Origin of the sequence: Chelativorans xinjiangensis (assembly GCF_009812055.1) — a bacterium.
GTDB classification, from domain to species: Bacteria; Pseudomonadota; Alphaproteobacteria; order Rhizobiales; family Rhizobiaceae; genus Chelativorans; species Chelativorans xinjiangense.
Window position 1 is genome coordinate 355,538 of record NZ_WQNH01000001.1, and the last position, 22,994, is coordinate 378,531.

The 22,994-nt window shown below is 65.4% G+C and carries 19 protein-coding genes and 1 pseudogene; 5 read left to right on the forward strand and 15 right to left on the reverse strand.

What is annotated here, in order from left to right:
* Positions 1 to 42 precede the first annotated feature (42 nt).
* Genes GM910_RS01620 through GM910_RS01635 form a run of 4 tightly spaced genes read left to right on the forward strand, consistent with a single transcriptional unit; the run spans position 43 to position 4,177 of the window.
* A complete protein-coding gene (locus GM910_RS01620) occupies positions 43 to 1,296 on the forward strand; it encodes an ABC transporter substrate-binding protein (protein ID WP_159585721.1) in 1,254 nt (417 codons plus the stop codon).
* Positions 1,297 to 1,308: 12 nt separating this feature from the next.
* A complete protein-coding gene (locus tag GM910_RS01625) occupies positions 1,309 to 2,238 on the forward strand; it encodes a carbohydrate ABC transporter permease (RefSeq protein WP_159585722.1) in 930 nt (309 codons plus the stop codon).
* On the forward strand, positions 2,235 to 3,083 hold the full coding sequence (locus tag GM910_RS01630; protein WP_159585723.1) for a carbohydrate ABC transporter permease: 849 nt from the start codon (positions 2,235 to 2,237) through the stop codon (positions 3,081 to 3,083). The genes GM910_RS01625 and GM910_RS01630 overlap by 4 nt, the downstream gene beginning before the upstream one ends.
* A gap of 32 nt (positions 3,084 to 3,115) precedes the next feature.
* Positions 3,116 to 4,177: an ABC transporter ATP-binding protein gene (locus GM910_RS01635; RefSeq protein ID WP_159585724.1), complete on the forward strand. Its 1,062-nt coding sequence runs from the start codon at positions 3,116 to 3,118 to the stop codon at positions 4,175 to 4,177.
* 10 nt (positions 4,178 to 4,187) lie between these two features.
* Here GM910_RS01635 and GM910_RS01640 read toward each other — a convergent pair whose 3' ends face one another.
* The 14 genes from GM910_RS01640 to GM910_RS01705 form a co-directional block, all read right to left on the reverse strand.
* On the reverse strand, positions 4,188 to 5,465 hold the full coding sequence (locus tag GM910_RS01640; RefSeq protein ID WP_159585725.1) for an amidase: 1,278 nt from the start codon (positions 5,463 to 5,465) through the stop codon (positions 4,188 to 4,190).
* Positions 5,466 to 5,484: 19 nt separating this feature from the next.
* Positions 5,485 to 6,156 (reverse strand): DUF2848 domain-containing protein, encoded by a 672-nt coding sequence (locus tag GM910_RS01645; protein ID WP_159585726.1) that lies wholly within the window; start codon positions 6,154 to 6,156, stop codon positions 5,485 to 5,487.
* A gap of 24 nt (positions 6,157 to 6,180) precedes the next feature.
* Positions 6,181 to 7,461 carry a TRAP transporter large permease gene (locus tag GM910_RS01650; protein WP_159585727.1) on the reverse strand — a complete coding sequence of 427 codons (1,281 nt, stop codon included), beginning with the start codon at positions 7,459 to 7,461 and terminating at the stop codon, positions 6,181 to 6,183.
* 3 nt (positions 7,462 to 7,464) lie between these two features.
* A complete protein-coding gene (locus GM910_RS01655) occupies positions 7,465 to 8,007 on the reverse strand; it encodes a TRAP transporter small permease subunit (protein ID WP_159585728.1) in 543 nt (180 codons plus the stop codon).
* A gap of 29 nt (positions 8,008 to 8,036) precedes the next feature.
* Positions 8,037 to 9,074 carry a TRAP transporter substrate-binding protein gene (locus GM910_RS01660; protein ID WP_159585729.1) on the reverse strand — a complete coding sequence of 346 codons (1,038 nt, stop codon included), beginning with the start codon at positions 9,072 to 9,074 and terminating at the stop codon, positions 8,037 to 8,039.
* Between the two features lie 24 nt (positions 9,075 to 9,098).
* Entirely contained in the window at positions 9,099 to 9,953 is an 855-nt protein-coding gene (locus GM910_RS01665; RefSeq protein WP_159585730.1) for a putative hydro-lyase, read from the reverse strand.
* A 111-nt stretch (positions 9,954 to 10,064) separates the two neighbouring features.
* Positions 10,065 to 10,967 (reverse strand): LysR family transcriptional regulator, encoded by a 903-nt coding sequence (locus tag GM910_RS01670; protein WP_159585731.1) that lies wholly within the window; start codon positions 10,965 to 10,967, stop codon positions 10,065 to 10,067.
* 90 nt (positions 10,968 to 11,057) lie between these two features.
* The gene (locus tag GM910_RS01675) at positions 11,058 to 12,854 is read right to left on the reverse strand and encodes an ABC transporter ATP-binding protein (RefSeq protein ID WP_159585732.1); all 1,797 of its coding nucleotides are present in this window, start codon (positions 12,852 to 12,854) and stop codon (positions 11,058 to 11,060) included.
* On the reverse strand, positions 12,851 to 13,753 hold the full coding sequence (locus GM910_RS01680) for an ABC transporter permease (RefSeq protein WP_159585733.1): 903 nt from the start codon (positions 13,751 to 13,753) through the stop codon (positions 12,851 to 12,853). The genes GM910_RS01675 and GM910_RS01680 overlap by 4 nt, the downstream gene beginning before the upstream one ends.
* On the reverse strand, positions 13,750 to 14,691 hold the full coding sequence (locus tag GM910_RS01685) for an ABC transporter permease (RefSeq protein WP_159585734.1): 942 nt from the start codon (positions 14,689 to 14,691) through the stop codon (positions 13,750 to 13,752). The genes GM910_RS01680 and GM910_RS01685 overlap by 4 nt, the downstream gene beginning before the upstream one ends.
* Before the next feature lie 243 nt (positions 14,692 to 14,934).
* Positions 14,935 to 16,467 carry an ABC transporter substrate-binding protein gene (locus tag GM910_RS01690; RefSeq protein WP_246225808.1) on the reverse strand — a complete coding sequence of 511 codons (1,533 nt, stop codon included), beginning with the start codon at positions 16,465 to 16,467 and terminating at the stop codon, positions 14,935 to 14,937.
* A 60-nt stretch (positions 16,468 to 16,527) separates the two neighbouring features.
* Positions 16,528 to 17,241, reverse strand: coding sequence for an SDR family NAD(P)-dependent oxidoreductase (locus GM910_RS01695; protein WP_246225809.1), 714 nt, complete (start codon positions 17,239 to 17,241; stop codon positions 16,528 to 16,530).
* A gap of 30 nt (positions 17,242 to 17,271) precedes the next feature.
* The gene (locus GM910_RS01700) at positions 17,272 to 18,435 is read right to left on the reverse strand and encodes an NAD(P)/FAD-dependent oxidoreductase (protein WP_159585736.1); all 1,164 of its coding nucleotides are present in this window, start codon (positions 18,433 to 18,435) and stop codon (positions 17,272 to 17,274) included.
* Entirely contained in the window at positions 18,432 to 19,730 is a 1,299-nt protein-coding gene (locus GM910_RS01705; RefSeq protein ID WP_159585737.1) for an NAD(P)/FAD-dependent oxidoreductase, read from the reverse strand. The genes GM910_RS01700 and GM910_RS01705 overlap by 4 nt, the downstream gene beginning before the upstream one ends.
* A gap of 234 nt (positions 19,731 to 19,964) precedes the next feature.
* Here GM910_RS01705 and GM910_RS01710 point away from each other — a divergent pair, with 234 nt between their 5' ends.
* Positions 19,965 to 20,858 (forward strand): LysR family transcriptional regulator, encoded by an 894-nt coding sequence (locus tag GM910_RS01710; RefSeq protein ID WP_159585738.1) that lies wholly within the window; start codon positions 19,965 to 19,967, stop codon positions 20,856 to 20,858.
* A gap of 287 nt (positions 20,859 to 21,145) precedes the next feature.
* Here the strand turns inward: GM910_RS01710 and GM910_RS01715 are convergent.
* Positions 21,146 to 22,391: pseudogene (locus GM910_RS01715) on the reverse strand (bifunctional alpha/beta hydrolase/OsmC family protein).
* Between the last annotated feature and the right edge of the window lie 603 nt (positions 22,392 to 22,994).

Here is a 22,994-nt window from a genome sequence, read left to right on the forward strand (position 1 = left end):
GCGGGCATGTTCGAAAACGGCTAAAAATCCAGGGAGGAGTTCATGAAAGCCGCAAGGAAAAGTCTGGTAGTCCCGGCGCTGATGGCGCTGGGTATGATGACGACGACTTCGCTATCGGCGGAAGAGTTGCGCTTCACCGTTTGGACCGGAAGCGACGCTCATCTGGCCATGCTCAACGGCATCGCCGAAAGCTTCAAGGAAACGCATCCGGACGTCACGGTGCGGTTCGAAACAATCCCGGCCGCCGACTACACGCAGAAGCTGACGTTCCAGCTCGCAGGCGGCAATCCGCCCGATCTCGGCTGGATCATGGAAGACGCGGCGCCCACATTCGGGGCGGCCGGCGTGCTCATGGACCTCGGGCCGGCCCTGCGCGGGATCGAGGGCTATGGCCTGGAGGATTTCTCGCCAAGCGCGATGGGCCTCTGGGTGGACGGCGAGAAGGTCTATGGCATTCCGTTTTCCACTTCACCCTTCATGATCTTCTACAACAAGGCCATGTTCGATAAGGCGGGCCTGGAAGACCCGCTCGCGCTCGCCGCCAAGGGCGAATGGGACATGGATAAGTTCCAGCAAGTCTCCAAGGCGCTCACCGAGGCGAATCCGGGCAAATGGGGCTTCGAATTCAAGGACGGCCAAGGCTACGATTCCCGCATCATGCACGCGTTGATGCCGCCGATCCGCGCCTATGGCGGAAACGCCTGGACGAACGGCGAATGCGGCTTCGATGATCCCGAGGCGGTCGCCGCGGTCCAGCAGCTGCACAATATGGTGTTCAAGGACAAATCGATCGTGCCGCCGGGAGAGCAAGGCGACTACTTCTCCGGCGGCTCCGCGATGACGATCAACCAGATTTCCCGTGCTTCGAAGATGCCGGAAGCGGGCTTCGAGTGGGGCATCGCGCCCTTGCCGAGCGGTCCGGGCGGCGAATCTCCCGTTATCGGCCAGGCGGCAATCGTGGTCTTCGACCAAGGAAAGCAGAAGGAACTTGCCGCCGAGTTTCTGGCGCACATGACGAATGAGGAGAATGTGGCCACCATGGCCCAGTTCTTCCCGCCGGCACGCCAGTCCGTGTTGAACAGCGACGCCTTCACCCAGAGCAACGAGCTGATCTCGGCCGAGCAGATGGCCCGTGTCAGCGATGCCATCGCCAAAGGCAAGGTTCTGCCCAGCCACGAGCGCAGCCCTCAGATCCTGGCGGCCATGGCACCCCGCGTCGATGCGCTGTGGAAGCCGGATGCGGACGTCGCCAAAGCCCTGGAAGCCGTCTGCGCGGCGGTCCAGCCGCAACTTTGACCGGTGGAGTGGATGGCCGTACCCGCCACCGATAAGAACTCGGCACGCTTCCTGCGCGTGCCGAGGCTTGCCCTGAAGCATAGGGAAGCCGTAGAGGCCTGGCTCTTCGTCAGCCCGATCCTCACCGGCTTCCTGATCTTTTTCCTCGGCCCGCTGATCGCGGTCTTCTTCTACAGCATGACCGAATGGAACCTGCTGACCCAGCAGGCGGCCTTCGTCGGCATGGAGAACTACGCGGACGCCCTCTCCAGGAACCCCGACTTCTGGCACGTGGTCCGCAACTCGCTCATCTTTGCAGCCGGATTGGTTCCGCTGAACATGGCGCTTGCGCTGACGCTCGCGCTTGCCCTGTCGCGCCCCTTTTTCGGCGTGGTCTTCTTTCGCGCCGTCTTTTTTGCGCCGGTCGTCACCTCCGCGGTGGCCTGGGCGATCGTCTGGAAATTCCTGCTGCAGAACGAGGCCGGGGCGGTCAACCAGATCCTGGCCGTCGTCGGCATCGATGGTCCCAACTGGCTGCGCGAGCCGGATTGGGCGATGGCCGCGGTCATCGTCACCCGCGTCATCAAGATGGTCGGGCTGAACATGATCCTCTATATCGCCGCGCTGCAAACCATTCCGCGCGATTATGAGGAGGCGGCGCGGCTGGAAGGGGCGTCCAACTGGCAGATCTTCCGCATGGTCATCTGGCCGCTTTTGGCACCGACCACGCTCATCATCATGGTCATCACCACGATCGGCTCGTTCAAGGTGTTCGACCACATCTACCTGATGACCGGCGGCGGCCCGGAGAACGGCACGCTGGTACTCGCCTTCTACATCTACGAGCAGGGCTTCAAGTTCTTCAATGTCGGCTATGCCTCGGCCTTGGCCATGATCATGTTCGTCGTGGTCATGGTCCTCACCATCGTCCAGCTGATGCTCAGGCGGAAGGACATGCAATGACGCTCACGGTCAGGCAAATCCGTACCCTCAACCGCATCTGCTGGACGATCTCGCTTCTCGTCGTGGCGATCCCCTTCGTCTTCCCGTTCCTTTGGATGATCTCCTCCGGATTCAAGAGCGCGACCGAAATCTTCGGACAGCCCAGCCTGATCCCACGCGTCTGGCGCTGGCAGAATTTCGTGGAAGTCTTCGAATATCAGCCCTTCGCGCGGCAGTATTTCAACTCGCTCTACATCGCGCTTGCCGTGACAGCGTTGACGCTGGTGTTCTCGTCTCTGGCCGGCTACGCGCTGGCGCGGATGCGCTTTGCCGGGGCGGGACTGCTGATGCTCTTCCTCATCTCGGCCTTGATGGTGCCCGAGGAAGTCACGATCATCCCGAACTTCTTTCTCATCCGCTGGATGGGGCTGATGGATACCCACTCACCGCTGATCCTGCTGCCGGTGTTCGGGCCGCACGGAGTGATGGCCACTTTCCTGATGCGTCAGTATTTCCTGGCGCTGCCCAAGGAGCTGGAGGAGGCCGGCAAGATGGACGGTCTGTCGCGCCTCGGCATCTGGTGGCGCATCGCGCTCCCCATGTCGCGGCCGGCGCTTGCCGCGGTCGCGATCATCACCTTCCTGTTTTCCTGGAACCTGTTCCTGGAGCCGCTGGTATTTCTGAGTTCGCTCGAGCTCTTCACCCTGCCGCTGGCGCTCAGCAACTTCACGGACGCCTACGGCCTGCCGCTCTGGCATTTGCAGCTCGCCGCAACCAGCCTCGCGGTGGTGCCCATCCTGGGCGTCTATCTGATCGCCCAGCGCCAGATCATTGAGAGCTTCGCCCTGTCGGGGGTCAAGGGATAGCCGCACGGCCGGCACAAACAACGGAACCACACATGACAAGCCTGACACTAAGCAATCTGGAGAAGCGCTTCGGCAATGTCGAGATCATCCGCGGCGTGGACCTGACCATCAAGGATGGGGAATTCGTGGTCTTCGTCGGTCCCTCGGGCTGCGGTAAGTCCACGCTCCTGCGCATGATTGCGGGGCTGGAAGATATCACCAAGGGTTCGCTCTATATCGGGGACCGCCTCATCAACGACGTGCAGGCAGCCAAGCGTGGCGTCGCCATGGTGTTTCAGTCCTACGCGCTCTACCCGCACCTCAATGTGCGCGACAACATGGGTTTCGGACTGAAGGTGCGCAAAGTGCCCGTCGAGGAGCGCCAGCGCCGCGTCAAGGAAGCCGCTGCCGCGCTCAAGCTCGAAGCCTTGCTCGACCGCTACCCGCGAGAGCTTTCCGGCGGGCAACGCCAACGCGTCGCCATCGGCCGGGCTATCGTCGGGAACCCGCAGGTTTTTCTCTTCGACGAGCCGCTGTCCAACCTCGACGCCGAGTTGCGCGTTCACATGCGCTCTGAAATCGCATCCCTGCACAAACGTCTCGGCAACACGATGATCTATGTCACCCACGACCAGATCGAGGCGATGACGCTCGCAGACAAGATCGTCGTATTGCATGACGGCCGGATCGAGCAGATCGGCACGCCGCGCGAACTCTACACGCGTCCAGGCAACCTCTTCGTCGCGCAGTTCATCGGCAGCCCGAAGATGAACATCATGCCTGCCGCGGCCATCACCCTAAAGCCGGCTGGCAGGGAAGTGGGTACGGGCGCGGCCCACAGCATCGGCATGCGTCCCGAGCACCTTTCGGTCGTCGCGCCAGGCGAAGGCATGTTGCGCGGGAAGGTCGTGATCAGCGAATACACCGGCGCAGCTTCGCTGCTTCATGTTGCGCTCGACAACGATGAGACCTGCCTCGTCACTCACGACGGTCCGGCACCGGCGGCGGATACCGAGGTGGGGCTCGAGATCGCGATCGAAAACCTGCATTTCTTCGATCGGGAAGGCAACGCGATCGACGGAAAGGCAATCGCGGAGCCCGCCCCCCTCCCCTGATTGGGCGCGATCACGCCCTGGCGGTCACAATCTTATCCAGCGCCTTTGCCAGCCCGAGAATGCGCGCGTCATCCCCGTTGCGCCCCGCCAGCATGAGGCTTCCCGGCAATACGCCGTTGCCCTTCGTGGGCATGGCCATGGCACAGCCGTCCGCGAGATTGATCAGGGAGCAGTTGCGCAGCATCATCGCGTTGACCGCGTCGAAATTCTCGTTCGCCTCGGCAATCGTCGGCGGCATGATCGCCAGCGTCGGCGCAATCAACGCATCGTAGCCTTCCATCACATCGGCAAATCGGCGCACGACATCGGCGCGTTTCCGGCGCGCGTCTTCCAGGTCTCTGGCGGAAAGCGTCTCGGCGAAACGGATGCGTTTCAGGATGCGCGGGTCGCCCACGGTCTCAAGCTCGTCGAGGTGGTCGCGGTAAAGCGCATGGGCCTCGGAGGCGATGATGACGCGGTTGAGCCCCAGCGCCTCCGGCAAAAAGCCCAGATCGAGCTCCGCCAACTCATGCCCGGCTTGGCGAAGCAGGTCACAGGCGTGCATGAAATGATCGCGCGTGAAAGCGTCGATGTCGTTGACGAAGGCATGGACCGGAACCGCCAGGCACAGCGGCCGCTCCGGAGCCTGTAGAGGCTCCAGCCCGTCCCCCAGAACGCGCATGAAAAGGAGCACCCTTTCAAGATCGGCGCAGAGCGGGCCGACACTGTCCAACAGATCGGACAGCGGATGAACGCCTTCGCGCGGCACGGCGCCTTGCGAAGGCTTGTAGCCGTAGAGCCCGTTGACCGCCGCGGGGATGCGGACGGAACCGCCCGTATCCGTCCCGAGACCCGCATCGCACAGTCCATGGGCAACGGTGAGTGCCGCCCCCGACGAAGAACCGCCGGGAATGCGCGATGCGTCGAAGGCGCTTCCCGGCGTTCCGTAGTGAGGGTTGAGGCCGACGCCGGAATAGGCGAACTCGCTCATCGACGTGCGGCCGAAACACAGCGCCCCGGCCGCCTTCAGACGCGCCACCACGGCGGCATCCGCTTTCGCGGGGGGAGCGTTTTTCAGAAGCTTCGAGCCGGCGCTCGTCACATGGCCTTCTTCGTCGAAAAGGTCCTTGAGGGAGACCAGCATGCCATAAAGGGGCATCGCTTCCCCGGCCTTCCTGCGCGCCTTGAGCGCGGAAGCGTCGGCCAGGATCCTGTCGGGATCGAAGGCGGTGAATATCCGGCCGGCCTCATCGCCCAGCCCCTCCACCTTGGCGATGGCCTCCTTGGCCTTGGCGACGATATCGGTCATATCTTCGATCCCTCTCCTGTCAGGCAACTGCCGGCAATGTCCTTATAGAATAGCTATGGGCGATCGTGCGTCCGTTATGCGGGTCGCGCATCTCCATGCGGAATTCGGCGGCCGGTCGCACGCCGCCTGACGTGACGCCGAGCGTCCCGCCCAGCATGGCCGCGGGCCCTTCCCTGGACAACACTTCCAGCTCCGCGCCCTCCATCAGCTCCGCCATGGGCCGCATCGCGCTCAGTGTTCCTTCCTGGTAGAGGGTCCAGTCGCCGTTCTCCTTGATCCAGGAGCGCAGCTCGAGAGCGTCCAGACGGTCCGCGACCTGTTCGAAATCCCAAAGCTCGCCGGCGCACGGCTTGGCGCAAACCTGCTTCGACAGGGCCACCGAGTGCGCTTCCAGCTCCCGGTCGGTGTGGTCGGAGGCAAGACCCAGATAGGTTTTGCCCCCCGCGCGCACGATGAGCGGCTCCACCTCGCCGGACGTGTTAGCCCCCACGAACTGGAGCGACCGCGCCTGTGTGAGAAGGCCCGCGGAAACGCGGTAGTACAGCGGAACGGCGGACGGCGGGGCTACGCCGATGGCCGCGAGCTCGTCGATATGATGCTGGATGGCGTCCGGGTTGCGGCCCGTCCAGCCGGCCACGACGCAGTGGGCGAAATCGAGGTCGAGCGTGCTTTCGGCGCATGTGAAGCGCATGGAGATACTCCTTCTTGAAGAGGGTTACAGCGCGGCAGGCAGGAACAATGCCAGGCCGGGAAAGAGGACAAGCATCCCCACCATGGCCAGCATGACGAGCGCATAGGGCAGAGCGCCCACCATCACCTCGGTCAGCGTTCCCGATTTGCGCGCGCCTTGAACGACATAGAGGTTGAGGCCCACCGGCGGCGTGATCAGCGCCATCTCGATGAGCACGATCATCAGGACGCCGAACCAGACCTTGTCGAAGCCGAGTTCGGCGACGATCGGCACGATGATGGGAATGGTGGCGACCATCAGGGACAGGGTTTCGATGAAGAAGCCGAGAACGATGTAGAGCAGGATCACCAGGAACAGCGTTCCCATTGGCGACAGGCCGGATCCCTGCAGCAGGCCGGTGAGCTCGCGGCCGAGACCCGCCGAGGCCAGGGTGAAATTGAGGAAATAGGCGCCGATGATGACGAGCATGATCATCGCGGTGATCCTGATCGTGCCCAGCAGCGCTTCGCGCAGCATGTTCAGCCCCACCCCGCCACTGATCGCGGCGATCAGCAGCGCCATGGCGACGCCGATGGCGGCCGATTCCGTCGGCGTCGCCCATCCGGCATAGATGGAGCCGATGACAACCGTGAAGAGGGCGATGATGGGCAGAAGCTGAATGAGGCTTGCGAAGCGCTCCCCCCAGCCGAAGCTGCGGCTCGAACCGCCGAGAGCCGGCCGGAACCAGCAGATGAGCGCGGTTATCGCCATGAAGGCGGCCGCCATCAGGAGGCCGGGTATGAGACCTGCCAGAAAGAGCCGCGGAATGGAGGTCTCGGTCAGGAAGCCGTAGACGATCAGGTTGATCGATGGCGGTATGAGAATGCCAAGCGTGCCTCCCGCCGCAATCGCCCCCGAGAAGAGGCGCGGGTCGTAGCCGAGCTTGTCGGCCTGCGGCATGGCGACCGTCGCCACCGTGGCCGCCGTCGCCACCGAAGAGCCGGAAGTGGCCGAAAACAGGGTGGCGGTGCCGATATTGGCGTGAACCAGGCCGCCCGGCAGCCAGGAGAACCATTTGTCGAGGGAAGAATAGGTCCGCTCGGCCACGCCGCCGCGCACGAGGATTTCGCCGAGCAATACGAAGAACGGGATAGCGATCAGCGTGGAGCTGTTGGACGACGACCAGACCACCTGACCGAGCCCGCGGATCAGCGGGAATGGCGAAGCGAACAGGTCGATGCCGAATCCCAGGATGAACAGAACGATCCCAACCGGGATGGAGAGGGAGAGCAAGCCAAGAAGCGCGATGGAGACGGACCAGATCACGGCTCAAGCCTCCACTTCCGTCGCGGTACCGAAGGAGCGCTCAAACGAAGCAGTCTGGCGCCGGGCGATGAGCCCGATCGCGCAGAAGAGCAAGACCGTCGACACGAACGCGAACCAGACCCAGCCGGAGAACCAGATCACCTGAGGAATCCACAGCGGCGTTTCAAGGGGCGTATTGGCGCGCGAGCCGCGGTCGATGGTTTTCTCGAGCACCGGCCAGGCCTGCCAGGCGACGACCGACGTGACGGCGGCCGTCGTTGAGATCGCCAGTATGTCGAGCACGCTCCGGCCGGTCGTCGCCAGGCGCAGGCGCAAGAGATCGATGCGCACATGGGCCAGTTCGAGAAGCGCGAAGGGAAGGCCCCAGCTTGCGACCATCGCCATCACGTAACCGGATATCTCGTCCGAGCCGCCGAAAGAGCGGCCGAACTGGCGCAGGGTGATATCGACGAGGATGAAGACCACCGTGAGCGCCAGAACGACACCCACGATGAGCGCTATCAGCCGGTTCAAGCGCCGGAGGGCGTCTACGGTTTTCTCAAACATATTTCGCCCTCCGGCCCCGGTTCCACCTATCAGAGCGGGATTTGCACGCCCACGGTCTCGCCGACGCTCTCGTTCCAGCGCTTTGCCCAGTCGGCGCCGGCACGGTCGGCCCATTCGGGAAGAACGGTTTCCTGCAGGATCGCCCGCGCGGCTTCGGCATCGGCCTCGGTCGGCTCGACAAGCGTCATGTCGGCCGGCTCTCCAGCCGGGCAGTCGCCGTTGCCGGTAAGGCAAGCAACGTCCGTGGCGAGCGCACCGGAGGCCGCTTCCCAGGCCGGTGCCTCGAACTGGCTCTCGATCTGGGTTGAGAGCAACTCCTTCTGCTCGCCTGTAAGCGCTTCCCACTTGTCGAGGTTGATGGCGGTCACCACCGGGTCCCAACCGCCAAGCGGCAGGGTCATCAAGTGGGAGGAAACCTCCCACCAGCCGGCACTGTAGCCCGAGCCGGCACCGGTAACCGCGCAGTCGATCACGCCACGCTCGAGCGCACCTGGAACCTCCGAGAAGTCGACATTGATGCCTTCGGCGCCAAGCGCTTCCAGCAGCTTTGTGGTCATGCGACCGGAGCCGCGGATCTTCTTGCCCTTCAGGTCCGCAAGCGAGGACACGGGCTGCTTGCAGAACACCACCTGCGGCGGGTACGGCGCGATTGCCAGAAGCTTCGCGTTGAAGCGTTCGGTCATGATCTCTTCGACCATGGGGCGGGCCGCCTCGACCATCTTGCGCGCCTCTTCCGCGGTCGTCGCCACCAGGGGCACATCCAGACCCTCCAATTCGGGCGCATCCCCGACAGTGTAATCGGCAACCGTCATCCCGACATCGAAGACCCCATCGCCGAGCATCCGATAGACATCCGCGCCGGCGACGCCCATCTGGTCGAACGTCGTCATGCTGACTTCGAAGTCGCCTGCCGCCGGCAGGGTCTCGGTCCAGAACGGCGCCTCATATTGCTTGTAGAGCGGCAGGCTGCTCCAGCTTCCCACGACGGAGAGTTCCTCCGCGTTGGCAGCGGCCGCGCCGACGAAGAGCGCCGCGCCGGCCAGAAGTGCGTTGCGAATGGTATTCATGGCTCTATCCTCTGTTGGGTTCGCTTATCTGTTTATGGCGAGCGCCGCGCCGATGCCGGAAAGACGGTTCTCCGCGGCTTCAGCGGGGATGTCCGTCACCAGCATGTGGCCGGGCTCGTGGGTGATGGCGAGGTCGGCGCCACAGGTGCGTATGGCGATCTGCGGTGTGACGCCACAGGCCCAGAACACCGGAATGTCGCCTTCCTCCATCACGGGTGTGTCCCCGAAGTCGGGGCGCATGATGTCGGCGATACCGATTTGCGCGGGATCGCCGATGTGAACCGGCGCGCCATGGGCCAGGCGCTGCCGGGCCGAAAGCAAAATGGCCTGAATGGCATCGGAAGGCTTGAAGGCGCGCATGCTGACGACCAGAGGACCCTTGAAAGGCCCGGCCGGAACGGTGTCTATCGAAGTCAGATACATCGGCGCGTTGCGCCCGGCATCGATATGGCGCACGGGGATCCCGGCCGACGCCAGGGCTTCCTCGAAGGAAAATGAGCAGCCGAGCACAAAGGTGACGAGATCCTCGCGCCACACCTCGTTGAGGTCCTCGACGCTCTCGAAGTCGGCGCCGCCGCGAAATACGCGGTAACGGGGCACGTCGACCCTTATGTCGATGTCGTCGCCAAGGTCCGGCAGCGCCGGCGAGCCGGCCTCGCCGATGCCGATGATGGGGCACGGCTTCTGGTTCTTCTGGCAAAAGAGGAGGAAATCGGGTGCGAAGGCCTTCGGCAGGATGGCCAGGTTGCCCTGCAGATAGCCGGGCGCCTTTCCCGCCGTGTCGCTCCGCATGAGGCCTGCACGAACCGCCCGGCGCAAGGCACAGGCCGAACCGAATGTCTGCTGGCCGGCCTTCGATGCCCCGGCCTTTGATGCCATTGCCTGGAAATGCGTCGACGCCAAAATGTTCTGTCCCCTTCCACTATCTTGAAAAGGGATTCCAAACTTCATTGATCTTGTCAATCGATCATTTTTATAACTTATCGATCTCTACAACAGATCATTTTGATCGGCTTCCAAGGCCGCTTCGCTGATGATACGGCCCGCCTCACGGTTGCGCTCGGGAAAGTACGCCACCACGAAATTCAGGTCCTCCGGCGCAGCGCGGGGCTCCACCTCCAGTTGCTGTACGTGATCGGCGGCGCCGAGCTGGTGGGACGTCGCCATGCGGCAGGGCAGAACGCCAATGCCGAACTGGTCGGCAACGAGATGAAGCACGGTGGAGAGCGACGCCGAACCATGAAGAATGGGCGCATCGCCAACGGACCCGGTGAAGAGCCGCTCAACCTGCTTGTAAGGCGGCGTCCCCTTGGGAAACGTGACGATGGGGTGGGCAGCCAACTCCGCCAGGGTCAAAGGCGCGGCCGGCGTGGGCAGGCGATCGGAGGCATACCAGCCGAGCGCGATGGGCCGCAGCGGCGCCGCCACCACATCCCGCGGTTGCAGGTCCCTGAGGAGGATGGCGACGTCGATCTCGTCCTCCACAAGCTTGTTGGCAAGCTGCTCGGACGTATCGACGGAGAGCTCGAAACGGACATGGGCATGCTCGCGCCGCAGCCGTTTGAGCATTGCCGTCAGGATCGTATGGACAATGGTCTCGGCGACGCCGATGCGCACGGTGCCGTTGAGCCCGCTCGTCTGCGTGATCTCCTGGACGATCCGATCGCGGCTGTGCACGAGACGATCCGCCTCTTCGAGGAACCGGCGGCCGGCCGGGGAGAGACGAACCTGGCGGCCCACCCGGTCGAACAGCCTGACCCCCAGCCGCTTCTCCAGCGCGGCAATGCGCGCGGAAATCGCCGACTGCGCCAGGCCGAGCCTTTGCGCGGCCGCACGGAAGCCGCCTGCCCGAACCACCGCATGTACGATCTCGACATCGCGAAAGCCAAACATCTGATACCCGCGTCAGGAAGCCGCCTTCAACCTTGTGGACCAGTTCGCCGCGCAGGACAATCGTCAGGGATCGATCGCCGGTAGGCTCCCTCAATGCTCCATCACGAAATGCTCCGGTCCCACGGTCACCATGCGCCGCTCGGGCCGCGTCCAGCCAACCGGCCGGACGGGGCTTTGCAGCTCGTCGGCGATCAGGCCGCGCCGCCGGCCACGGGTCGCCGGGTCGGGCACCGGCACGGCTTCGATGAGCTTGCGCGTATAGGGATGGCGCGGGTTTGAAAGCACGGCGTCGCGCGGGCCGATCTCGACGATCTCCCCCAGAAGCATCACCGCGATGCGGTGGCTCACCCGCTCCACCACGGCGATGTCGTGGCTGATGAAGAGATAGGCAAGCCCGAGCTCGCGCTGCAGATCGAGCATGAGATTGACCACTTGAGCCTTGATGGAGGCGTCGAGCGCGGAGACGGATTCGTCGGCGACGATCAGGCTCGGCTCGAGCGCCAGGCCACGGGCAATGCAGATGCGCTGGCGCTGGCCGCCGGAAAATTCGTGCGGGAAGCGCAGCGCGTGCTCGCGCGTCAGCCCGACCAGATCCAAGAGGCGCGCCACCTTCTCCTCAACCTCCACCCCGTTTGCCAGCCCGTGCACGCGGATCGGCTCGCCGATGGCCGAGCCGACGGTCTGCCGCGGGTTGAGCGAGCCGTAGGGATCCTGGAAGATCATCTGCATGCGCCGCCGCGCCGCCCTTAAGGCGGCGGCGTCGGCCTCCATCAGGTTCTCGCCCTCGAAGCGCACCTTGCCGGCCGTCGGCTCGACCAGGCGCAGGATGGAGCGGCCGGTGGTGGACTTGCCGCAGCCCGATTCCCCCACCAGCGCCAGCGTCTCGCCGGCGCGCACGGCAAACGAGACATCCTCCACAGCATGCACATAGCCGGTGGTGCGGCCGAACAGCCCGCCATGCATGGAAAAGCGCGTCGTCAGCCCCTCGACATCCAGAATGGCATCGCCGCGCCTGTCCGGCTCGCCGTCCGGCTCCGGCCCGGGGCCCGTCTGCGCCATGGCGGGAAAGCGGCGCGGGGTAGCCGTCTCGGCAAGCGCCCCGAGCTTGGGCACCGCGCCGAGCAGCATCCGCGTATAGCCGTGCTTCGGCGCGGTGAAGAGCTCGGCGGCCGGCGCCTCCTCCACCTTCTCGCCCTTCAGCATCACCACCACCCGGTCGGCGATCTCTGCCACCACGCCCATGTCGTGGGTGATGAACATCACCGACATGCCGATCTCGTTCTGCAGTTCGCGGATCAGCTCCAGGATCTGCGCCTGGATGGTCACGTCGAGCGCGGTGGTCGGCTCGTCGGCAATGAGCAGCTTCGGCCGGCAGGCGAGCGCCATGGCGATCATCACGCGCTGGCGCATGCCGCCGGAAAAGGAGTGCGGATGCTCGCCGGCGCGCCGCCTGGCGTCGGGAATGCGCACCAGATCGAACAGGCGCAGCACCTCGGCCCCGGCTTCCGCCCCGTCCATGCCGCGATGCCGGGTGAGCGCCTCGGCCACCTGGAAGCCGACCGTCAGCACCGGGTTGAGGCTTGTCATCGGCTCTTGGAAGATCATGCCGATCTCGCCGCCGCGCACATCGCGCATGGCTGCATCGTCGAGCGTCAGCAGCTCCCTGCCGCCCAGCTTGACGGATCCCTCGACCCGCCCCACCCCCTGTTGCACCAGCCGCATGATGGAGAGTGCCGTGACGGATTTCCCCGAACCCGATTCCCCCACCACGGCCACGGTCTCGCCCTCGCCGATGGCAAAGCCGACATTGCGCACCACCGGCAGCCATTCGCCCTCGACGCGGAAGGAGGTGGTGAGCCCTTCGACGGATAGGATAGGCATCTTCATTCCTCACCCCTCAGCCGCGGGTCGATGGCATCGCGCAGCCCGTCGCCGAGAAGGTTCAGCGCGAAGACGACAACGAGAATGGCGAGCGACGGAAACAGCGCCAGCCAGAACGAATCGAGGATGTTCTCGAACCCCTCGCGGATCATGCCGCCCCACGTGGCCGTCGGCGGGCTGACGCCGAGGCCGATGAAGGCGAGCGAGGCTTCCACGCGGATCGCGGTGGCAAGCCACAGCGAGCCCATGACGAGGATCTCCGGCGCGATGTTGGGCAGGATATGGCCGAACATCAGCCTCAGATCGGAATAGCCCAGCGCCCGGCCCGCCTCGATGAACTCGCGGTTCTTCACCGCGATGGTCGGCGCCCGCGCGATACGGGCGAAGGGCGGCACGGCGGTCAGCGCGATGGCGATCACCAGATTGGCGATGGATGGCCCCAGCATGGCGACGACGATCAGGCCGAGGATGAGCGAGGGAAAGGCCAGAAGCACGTCCATCACCTGCATGACGATGATATCGGTGCGGCCGCCGTAATAGCCCGCCACCATGCCGATCAGCGTGCCGATCACCATCGCCGAGCCGATGGCGATGAGCCCGATGGCAAGCGAGATGCGCGCGCCCCACAGGATGCGCGAGAGCGTATCGCGGCCATAGAAGTCCGTACCCAGCCAATGCTCGGCCGAGGGCGGCTTGAGGCGGTAGAGGATGTTCTGGTCGAGCGGGTCGTAGGGCGCGATCGCCGGCGCCAGGACGGCCAGCAGCACGACGATGAGGAAACCGCCGAGCCCGACCCAGGAGGTCTTGTTGGCGTTGAACGCCTTGATGAGACCGCCGCCCATGGCAACGGCGGCGCTGCGCAGATAGGCGGCGCGCGAGAGGGGCGCTGTCGCAGCATCGGTCATGAGTATTTGATCCTCGGGTCGATCAGGCCGTAGGTGAGGTCGGTGATCAGGTTCACCAGAACGACGATCAGCGTATAGATCACCATCATCCCTTGCAGCATGGTGTAGTCGCGCTGGTTGAGCGCGCCGATGATGAGCTTGCCCAGGCCCGGCCGGTTGAAGACGATCTCGGTGAGCACGGAATTGCCGATCAGGATGCCGAGATAAAGGCCCACCACCGTCACCACCGGGATCAGCGCGTTGCGCAGGCAGTGGCGCCAGATGATGGTGGCGAAGGCCAGCCCCTTGGCATGCGCGGTGCGCACATAATCCTGGTTGAGCACTTCCAGCATGGCCGAACGGGAAACGCGGGTGATGTAGGCGGCCATGATGAGGCCGAGGTTGACCGCCGGCAGCGCCAGATCGCGCAGCCGATCGGAAAGGGTCGTCCCCTGCCCGGAGGAAATGACGGGAAACCAGCGAAGCTGGATGGCGAAGACGATGAGAAGCAGCACCGCCGAGACGAAGGCCGGGAAAGAGAGCCCCAGAAGCGAGGCCATGCGCGTGATGTAGTCGGGCAGCTTGTTGCGCCTGACCGCCGACCACACGCCGAGCGGAATGCCGACCGCGGCCCCCAGCACAAGCGACACGAAGGTAAGTTCCAGCGTCGCCGGCAGCACCTTCAGGATCTCCTGGATCACCGGCCGGCCGGAGACCATGGAAACACCCCAGTCGCCGACCACGACGCCGCCGAGGAACTGAAGATACTGCACATAAAGCGGCTGATCGAGGCCAAGCCGGGCACGCAGCGCGTTAAGCGCCGCCTGGCTCGCCTGATCGCCGAGAATGGCCATGGCCGGATCGCCGGGCAAAACCCGCACGATGAAGAAGACGATGGTCAACACCGCGAAAAGCGTGATGACGGCGAAACCGAGCCGCTTGAGGACGAATGCTGTCATGGTGTGTTCCGAAGGGGCTTAGGAGGATTGATTGGAGTCAACGGGCAGCCCCCTTTCTTGCGGTTTCTAACACTTAGCGCAAGACGCGCTCCGGTTGAGTCAACCCCACCGCCGTCATCCCGGCCGAACGAAGTGAGGGCCGGGATCCATTCCGTGACATCGACGTTCCGGAATGGGTCCCGGACAGCCTCCGCTTCGCTGCAGCTTCCGGGATGACGGCACCGGTTTGGCCTGCACCATCCTCTATTCGCTAAACCGCGCCGCTTCAGTCACCGGCGGGCTCAGGTTGAGCGAGCCGTTGACCTCGACGCCAAGGTCGAGCGTGTCCTTCCACGCCCACAGCTGCAGGCTCTGGACAAGCGGCACCGCGCACACCTCGTCCATGATCTTGCGCTGCGCCTCCGCCCACAGTTCGAGCTGCTTCTTATCGTCCGTCTCCACGCGCGCTGCGGTGATCTCCTCGTCGGCCACATCGCAGTGCGAGAAGTTCGCGACAGCGGTCGGCTTGCCGACGATGGCATCGGAGTGGAAGAACTGCGACAGATAGACGTCGGCCACCGGGAAGCGGGCCGCGGCATAGTGGGTGACCTGGCTCAGGTCCTTGCGGATCTGCTCGTGGAAGGTGGCATGCTCCACCGTCTCGATCTCCAGGTTGATGTCGGCCTCGCGCAACAATGCCTGCACCGCCTCCATGGTGGTCAGCATGCCGGGCAGCGTCGTGTGGATGGCCTTGATGGTCACCCCGTCGGGATGGCCGGCCTCGGCCAGCAGCGCCTTCGCCTTCTCCACCGAGAACTCATAGGTCGGCACGTCGCCCGTGTAGCCGAGATTGCCTTCCGGCACCGGCGAGACGGCGGCCAGCGTCACGTCCGGCCCCTTGAACTCGACCAGGGCGTCGCGGTCGATGGCATGGGCGACGGCGCGGCGCACGCGCACGTCGTCGAGGGGCGGCATCGTCATGTTGAGATGGATGACCGACATTTCGCCCGGCGTCATCACCGCCACCTTGGTGCCCGGCACCTCGGAGATGCGCTCCACCCAGGTCTGGTCCTGCTTGCCGTAGATCATGTCGATCTCGCCGGACTGGAAGGCGAGGTCGCGCGAGGAATCCGATGGGATGTAGCGGTAGAAGATCTCCTTGATCTGCGGCTCGCCGCGGAAATATTCCGGGTTCGCCACCAGCTTCACATACTGCTGCGGCTGATACTCCTCGAACATGAAGGGGCCGGTGCCGATCGGCGTGCGCTCGAACTCCGTGCCGAGCGCCTCGACAGCGTCTTTGCACACGATGTTGCCCCCGTGATAGGGCACCAACAGGCCGAGCAGGCTCGGCACCGGGTTCTTCAGCTTGATGGTGACCTCATGGTCACCCGTAGCCTCCACGCTTTCGAAAGCCGCGTAGCCGTCGGCAAAGGCCGAGATGTCGGGATCGGCCGCGCGGTTGAGCGAGAAGACCACGTCTTCGGCATCGAGCGGACCGTAGTCGCCGTGGCAATCGACATCCTGGCGCAGCGTGAAGGTCCAGGTCAGCCCATCCTCGGAGGAGGTCCAGCTTTCGGCGATGTCGGGCTCGATATCGGCCGGGTTCGCCTCGCCCGGCTTGATGCGCACCAGGCCGTTGAACATCCAGTGTAGGAGGCCCTTGTCCGGCGTCGATGTCGCCACATGCGGGTCGAGCTTGCCGGCATCGGCACTGGCCATGCCGACATTCAGCGTCTCACCCGCCGCGTGGGCGCTGCCTGCCATGGCCAGGCTCATGAGTGTTAATCCGATCATTTTTCTCATTGGTTCCACCTCTCTTCCTTGTTGTTGTCCGCACGTGTCGTTGAATGCTCCTTAAAGCGTGTCCTCGAGCCGGCAATTGACCAGCATTTCGGCGATCGCCGCGCTGTTGGGAAGCGCAATCGCCGTGGCGGCAAGCTCGGCCAGGTCGCCGGGCTCTATCATCTCCTCGCGGCTTACCTTGGTGACGCCGGCGGTGAGATCGGTGGCGACGAAGCTTGGGCAAAGCGCGGTCGCCCGCACCCCGTGCTCCCAACCGATGCGGCGCGTGCCGTGCGTCAGCGCCATCACCGCGTGCTTGGTCATGTTATAGGCGATGTTGTCGTTGCGCACCCGCTTTCCCGAAAGCGAGGCGACGTTGACGATGCGCCCGCTGCCCGCGGCCTTCAGGTGCGGCAGGCAGGCTCGGGTGAGGAAGAGCGGGCCTTTGACGTTGATCGTCCAGAGCGCGTCGAGATCGGCCTCCTCCCCTTCCTCTATGGAAAATGTGTTGGTGGTGCCGGCGTTGTTGACCAGCGCATCGAGCCTGCCATATCGCTCCAGCGTCACGGCAAGCCAGGCGGCATGGCTTGCCCGGTCCGCCGCCTCGTAGCGCGCGCATAAAAGCCGCTCGCCGGAGAGCGGCGCAAGGGCGGCTTCGAGCGCCGCCACGTCCCGCGCCCCGGCGCTCACCGCATAGCCCTTGGCGTGCAGGGTCTCGGCGATGGCACGGCCGATGCCGCGGCTGGCGCCGGAGATCATGACGACACGGCCTTTCGGATCGAGCACTTCTAGTCCCTTTCGTTCCTCTCCATGGTCTCAGCCATGCAGCGTGAGTTCGGCTTCCTGCCGGGCGCTCTTCGAAAAGCGGTCGAAGCGGAAAGCCTCCAGTGCCAGCGCCGGCCGGCGCCCCAAGGCAATGTCGGCGGCGAGCGGTCCCGTGACGGGACCGATGCCGAAGCCGTGGCCGGAGAAACCCGCCGCCACCACCAGATTGTCGCAGCCCGGCGCCCGGTCGATCACCGGCAGCGCGTCCGGCGTCAGGTCGAGCACGCCGCCCCACACATTCTCCACCTCGGCCTCGGCCAGCGCCGGCAGCACCGCGGTCACCCTGTCGATGGTTTCCATCACCCGGCGGGCGGTGGGGCGGACAACCGGACCTCTGTCGGTCTCGGAGAGCGCACCCGCCCACACCTCGGCGCCGCTCGTCACGCGCAGCCGGCCGGAGACCTCCTGCCGCGCCGCCATGTCCGCATTGGCCACGCCGAGGACGGGCCGCAGCAGCGGCGCGCACGGTGCCGTCCGCACCACCGTCACCATCGGCCGGCGCAGCGGGATCTGAAGCCCGAGCGGCTCCAGCACCGCGTTGACGAAGATGCCGGGCGCGGCGAGCACCGCGCCGGCGGCGATGCGGCGCCGGTCGGTGACGGCCTCGGTGATGCGCCCGCCTTCCGCCTCCAGCCGCAGGATCCGTTCCCCCATGGAAACGCGCGCGCCGAGCCGCTCGGCCCGGTCGAGAAAGGCCAGAACCGTTGCCACCGGATCGGCATGCCCGTCCGTCGGGCACCACGAAGCCGCAAGCACCGTGGACGACAGGGCCGGCGCCACCTCGCGCACGGCGGCAAGGTCGGGCAAAAAGGCGAGGTCGAGCCCCGCCGCCTTCTGCTCGGCCACCAGCGCCTTCAGCGTCTCGACTTCCCTCGCGTCGCGCGCAAGCCTCAGGTTGCCGTGCTGGCGATAGCCGGTGTCGGCCTCCAGCCTGCGGTCGAGCTCCGGCCACAATGCCACGGCCGCCCGCGCGAGCGGCAGTTCGGCGGCGTGCCGGCCGGACTGCCGCACGCCGGCAAGGGTCCAGCCGGAGGCCATCGCCGCCGGCCCGTAGCGGTCGACGATCTCCACCCGCGCCCCCGCTTCAGTCAGCGCAAGGGCAGCCGCCGCACCCGTGATGCCGGCACCGATGACGAGGACGTCCGGTGCGCTCATGCCGCCGCCCTCCGCTCGAAACGCGACAAGGCGAAGGGCGCGGGATCGACCAGCGGCGCCTCGCCGAGAACGGCCTGCGCCGCCATCAGGCCGACGCCCGGCCCGATGCCGAAGCCATGGCCGGAAAGCCCGGTCGCAATCAGCAGTCCTGCCCAGCCGAGCGGCGTGTCGACCACCGGAAGCTCGTCCGGCATCACGTCGATCATGCCGCCCCAGCTCTGCACGGGGCGGGCCTCGGCGAGCTGCGGATGCAATGCCCGTGCGGAAGCCATGACGTCGGCAAGCAGCTTGCCGTCCGGCTCCGGGTCGAGCACGCGCACCTTCTCGAACGGGCTCGTCTCGTCGGCGCGCCAGCGCACCGCGCCCAAGGGCCCGAAGAAGTCGCGGCCGGCCCTGATCTTCATGATGCGCCAGCGCTGCCTGAGCACCGGCAGGAAGGCGCCGAAGTGCCGGAAGGCGGCCGGGATGAGCTGGAACTCCGCCGCCCCGCTGCGCGCAATCGTATAGCCGCCGTCGAGCCGCCGCCGCACGGAGGCGCCCGCCGCCCCCAGCGCGCCGGGCGTGATCTGCGGCGCCGGCGCGGTCCTCAAGACCGAGGACTTGACGGCGAGCTGCGGCAGGCCGAGCCCGAGATTTTCAAGGAATGTGCGCGACCAGACGCCGCCCGCAAGGATCGCCGCCTGGCAGGCGATCTCCCCACGCTCTGTAACGACACCGCTGACACGCCCGCCGGCGCGCTCGACCGTGCGCACGGCACAGTTCTCCAGAACGGTGACACCCAGCTTGGCCGCGTACCGCGCCATCGCCGGCACGGCCAGCGACGGCTCGGCCTGGGCATCCGACGGCGTGTGCAGCGCGCCCTTGAAGCGCCGGTCCTCGCGGCCGAGCAGCCCGTCGGTCTCTGCCGGGGAAAGCAGCGCCGTGTCGAGCTGGAATGCACGGACCTTCTCGAGCCACGCCGCATGCGCGGCCAGCTGCTCCTCCGTATCGGCCAGATACGTGATGCCGCACACCCGGTAGCCGATGTCCGTCCCGAGCTCGGGCACGAGCCGCGCCCACAGCCGGGCGCTCTCGATCATCAGCGGCAATTCGCCGGGGTCGCGCCCCATCTTGCGGATCCAGCCCCAGTTGCGCGACGACTGCTCGCCGGCGATGCGGCCCTTCTCGCACAACACCACGCGCATGCCGCGCTCGGCGAGATAAAGGGCCGCGCAAACGCCGACCACCCCGCCACCGATGACGACGACGTCGGTCCTTGCCGGAAGAGTTGCGATATCGGTCTTGGTCCCGCCCACTGCGGATGTCCCTCACACGAGCCGGAAAAACCTCGTCAGTGAATGGGTGGCCTTGCTATAAGGCAAATAAGGAATCATTACGCGAGTATCACGAAACCTTATAGGCGCGCATGCGCGTGCCGCTTTCTGGTACTGCGATCGTGTTTCTCGTTGCGCCCTTTCGCGCCCCCCTCTGCCCTGAGCTTGCCGAAGGGGCACGGACATTTCATGCAACTGTGATGCTGGAACCCCGCCATGCTCAGCCAACGATCCCTGGAAGCCTTCCGTGAGGTGATGCGCACCGGCACCGTTTCGGGCGCGGCGGAGGAGCTTCTGATCTCGCAGCCGGCCGTGAGCCGGCTCATCCGCGAGCTCGAGGAGCGCTCGGGCCTGCGCCTCTTCACGCGCCACGGCGGGCGCGTGGTGGCAACGCCGGAGGCGCACGAATTCTGGCTGGAGGTGGAGCGCAGCTTCACCGGCCTGAAGCAGATCGAGCGCGCGGCGGACCAGATCAAGCGCGGACAGCGCACCACCCTGAGCATCGCCGCCGCCCCCGCCTTTGCCCACACCGCGCTGCCGCAGGCCGTCGCCCAGCTGCATGCCAAGCGGCCCGAGTTCCGTGCCGAGTTCTTCGCCATGACCACGCTGCCGGTGGTGCGCCAGGTGGCGCTCAGGCAATGCCAGATCGGCTTCGGCATCCCCACCCAGCACAAGTTCGAGATCGACGTGGTGCGCACGGGCGCCCTGCCCTATCGCTTCATCGCCCCGGCGGGCCACCCACTCGGCGAAAAGGAAACCGTCTCCTTCAACGACCTTTCCGGCGTCGACTTCGTCAGCTTCGTCGATTCCACCATGACGGGCCGGCTCTTCGACCGCCGCTTCGCCAAGATGGGCCGGCCGCCGCTGGTGAAGATGCGCGCCTATCTTTCCATCGTCATCTCGGCGCTGGTGCTGCGCGGGCTGGGCGTCGCGCTGATCGATCCCTTCACGGCGGAGGACCATGTGCGCCTCGGCGGCATCTCGCGGCCGTTCGAGGCGGAAGAGCGGTTCGAGTACTCGATCATCAAGCCGCTCGGCGAAAAGCTCGGCGCCGAATGCGCGGCGCTGGTGGAGCATTTCGAGGCCCTGGCGGATGTGCACCGGGTTTGAGCAGGCCAGCTATCTTCAGATAGATTTTGGCCAGATGGATATGCGCGGCACCCCGTCGCGCGCCCCTCTGTCCTGAGCTTGTCGAAGGGGCCGGACATCTCCCCCGCGAGGGGGGAGATTGGCCGGCCGCTTGTCCGGCACTTATTCTGCAATGCTGGTGATTGGCGAAAGTCGTCGTGACGGCCAATCTCCCCCCTCGTGGGGGAGATGTCCGGCAGGACAGAGGGGGGCGCGACAGGGCGCCGAGCTATCCGAAAAACCCGCGTCAAACCAGGTGCCGAACACCCCTACCCCGCCCCGCCGTCGCCGGCTTCCACCACCGTCGCCACCTTCGCCTTGGCCTCCAGCGTGCGGTGCACCGGGCACTTCCCGGCGATCTCCGCCAGCTTGTCCCGCAGTTCCTCGGAGACTTCCCCTTCCACCGAGATCACGCGCTCGAAACGGTCGATCCTGCCGCCGCCCTCGCGCTCCTCATCCGTACATTCCGCGCAGTCGCGGGCGTGCATCTTGGCGTGCGAGACGTCGACGCTGACGCGCCCGAGCGACAGGCCCTTGCGGTCTGCATACATGCGCAGCGTCATCGACGTGCATGCGCCCAGCGCGATCGACAGGAAGTCGTAGGGCGAGGGCCCCGAATCGAGCCCGCCCACGCTTTCCGGCTCGTCGGCGAACAGCCTGTGCCGGCCCGCCAGCACCGTGTTCTGGAAGGCGCCCTCCCCCGCTCCGTGACGCGCACGTGCTCGATCGCGACACGATCCTGCGGCACGTCGCCGACGATGTAGCGCGAAAGCCACCCGGCGATCACGCTCGCCGCGAAGGCCGCATCCTCGGGCCGGGTGAGAAGATGGTCGGCGGTATCCAGCGACACGAAGCTCTTGGGATGCTTGGCCGCCGTGAAGATCTCCGTGGCATTGTCGATGCCCACCGTCTCGTCGCGCGGCGCGTGCAGGATGAGGAGCGGCTTCCTCATCGCCGCCACGGCTTTGGAGATATGCTGGGCGCGCACATCCTTTACGAACTGCTTGCCGATACGGAACGTGCGCCCGGCGAGATCGACCTGTGCATCGCCGTCCCTGTCGATCGCCTCCAGGCTGGCGCCGAAGTTCTTCAGCACATGGGCGGCATCGGCCGGGGCGCCGATGGTGACGACGGCGCGCACTTCCCGAATGTCCTTGGCCACGGTCAGCACCGCCGCACCGCCCAGCGAGTGGCCGATCAGCACCGATGGCGCCAGATAGTGCTCGCGCAGATAATCGGCGGCCGAGACGAGATCGGCAACGTTGGAGGAAAAGTTCGTGGACGCGAACTCCCCCTCGCTCGATCCCAGCCCGTGAAATCGAAGCGCAAAACGGCGATGCCCTCGCGCGCCAGCTCCGCGGCGATGCGGCGTACCGCGGCCAGGTCCTTCGAGCAGGTGAAGCAATGGGCAAACAGCGCATAGCCGCGCACCGGCCCGCCCGGCAGGTCGAGGCGTGCAGCCAGCGTGGCGCCGGAGTGGCCGGTAAATTCAAGCCGCTGGGTCAACGAGGTCATGGCGGGGCCTTTCGATATTGGAGAAAAAGCATACCGTATGTGCGCGCGGGCTTCACGTCGGGCTATCCGTCGGCAGCGGCCGTGCAAAATTGGCCGCGATTATACGGAAGTAATCAAAGGCTTTTCTTCCGCTGGTCGGGATTTGCTCCTCACCCGGATATGGCCGAATCGAGCAGCGCGGCCACCGCCACCTCCGAACTTTTCGATTCACGTCACCCTTTTACCCACGGAACGCGACTCGCTCCTCGCGACTCGGCACCGACAGCGCTGCCAACGCTCATCCCAGTGAGTGGAAAAGGCCGAAGACGGGGACGACATCCGACAGCGCCCCTCCCCTCCCCGCCCGAATCCGCCAGCGGATTCATAGGCTTCCGCACCCTTTGGAAGCCGTTAACCCTTTGTTAACCAAAAACTTCTTGACGAAGCCGGCACGCGCCATTCCAATAGTTACGGAAACAACCGCGTTTTGGCGGCAGGGGCGTAACCGTATGCCGGGCCCGGAGATGGTGGGTTGTTTGCGTTAATGCCGGATCGCTGTCGTTACGGCTTCGAAAAGGAGCATGTGCGGCCGCCGGCGTAGGCGGCTCGCCCGTCGGGGGCGAA

Bases quoted from the DNA above. Each gene is read 5' to 3' on its own strand.
- GM910_RS01620 (WP_159585721.1), top strand. From the start codon at position 43: ATGAAAGCCGCAAGGAAAAGTCTGGTAGTCCCGGCGCTGATGGCGCTG.
- GM910_RS01625 (WP_159585722.1), top strand. From the start codon at position 1,309: ATGGCCGTACCCGCCACCGATAAGAACTCGGCACGCTTCCTGCGCGTG.
- GM910_RS01630 (WP_159585723.1), top strand. From the start codon at position 2,235: ATGACGCTCACGGTCAGGCAAATCCGTACCCTCAACCGCATCTGCTGG.
- GM910_RS01635 (WP_159585724.1), top strand. From the start codon at position 3,116: ATGACAAGCCTGACACTAAGCAATCTGGAGAAGCGCTTCGGCAATGTC.
- GM910_RS01640 (WP_159585725.1), bottom strand. From the start codon at position 5,465: ATGACCGATATCGTCGCCAAGGCCAAGGAGGCCATCGCCAAGGTGGAG.
- GM910_RS01645 (WP_159585726.1), bottom strand. From the start codon at position 6,156: ATGCGCTTCACATGCGCCGAAAGCACGCTCGACCTCGATTTCGCCCAC.
- GM910_RS01655 (WP_159585728.1), bottom strand. From the start codon at position 8,007: ATGTTTGAGAAAACCGTAGACGCCCTCCGGCGCTTGAACCGGCTGATA.
- GM910_RS01660 (WP_159585729.1), bottom strand. From the start codon at position 9,074: ATGAATACCATTCGCAACGCACTTCTGGCCGGCGCGGCGCTCTTCGTC.
- GM910_RS01665 (WP_159585730.1), bottom strand. From the start codon at position 9,953: ATGGCATCAAAGGCCGGGGCATCGAAGGCCGGCCAGCAGACATTCGGT.
- GM910_RS01670 (WP_159585731.1), bottom strand. From the start codon at position 10,967: ATGTTTGGCTTTCGCGATGTCGAGATCGTACATGCGGTGGTTCGGGCA.
- GM910_RS01675 (WP_159585732.1), bottom strand. From the start codon at position 12,854: ATGAAGATGCCTATCCTATCCGTCGAAGGGCTCACCACCTCCTTCCGC.
- GM910_RS01680 (WP_159585733.1), bottom strand. From the start codon at position 13,753: ATGACCGATGCTGCGACAGCGCCCCTCTCGCGCGCCGCCTATCTGCGC.
- GM910_RS01685 (WP_159585734.1), bottom strand. From the start codon at position 14,691: ATGACAGCATTCGTCCTCAAGCGGCTCGGTTTCGCCGTCATCACGCTT.
- GM910_RS01690 (WP_246225808.1), bottom strand. From the start codon at position 16,467: ATGATCGGATTAACACTCATGAGCCTGGCCATGGCAGGCAGCGCCCAC.
- GM910_RS01700 (WP_159585736.1), bottom strand. From the start codon at position 18,435: ATGAGCGCACCGGACGTCCTCGTCATCGGTGCCGGCATCACGGGTGCG.
- GM910_RS01710 (WP_159585738.1), top strand. From the start codon at position 19,965: ATGCTCAGCCAACGATCCCTGGAAGCCTTCCGTGAGGTGATGCGCACC.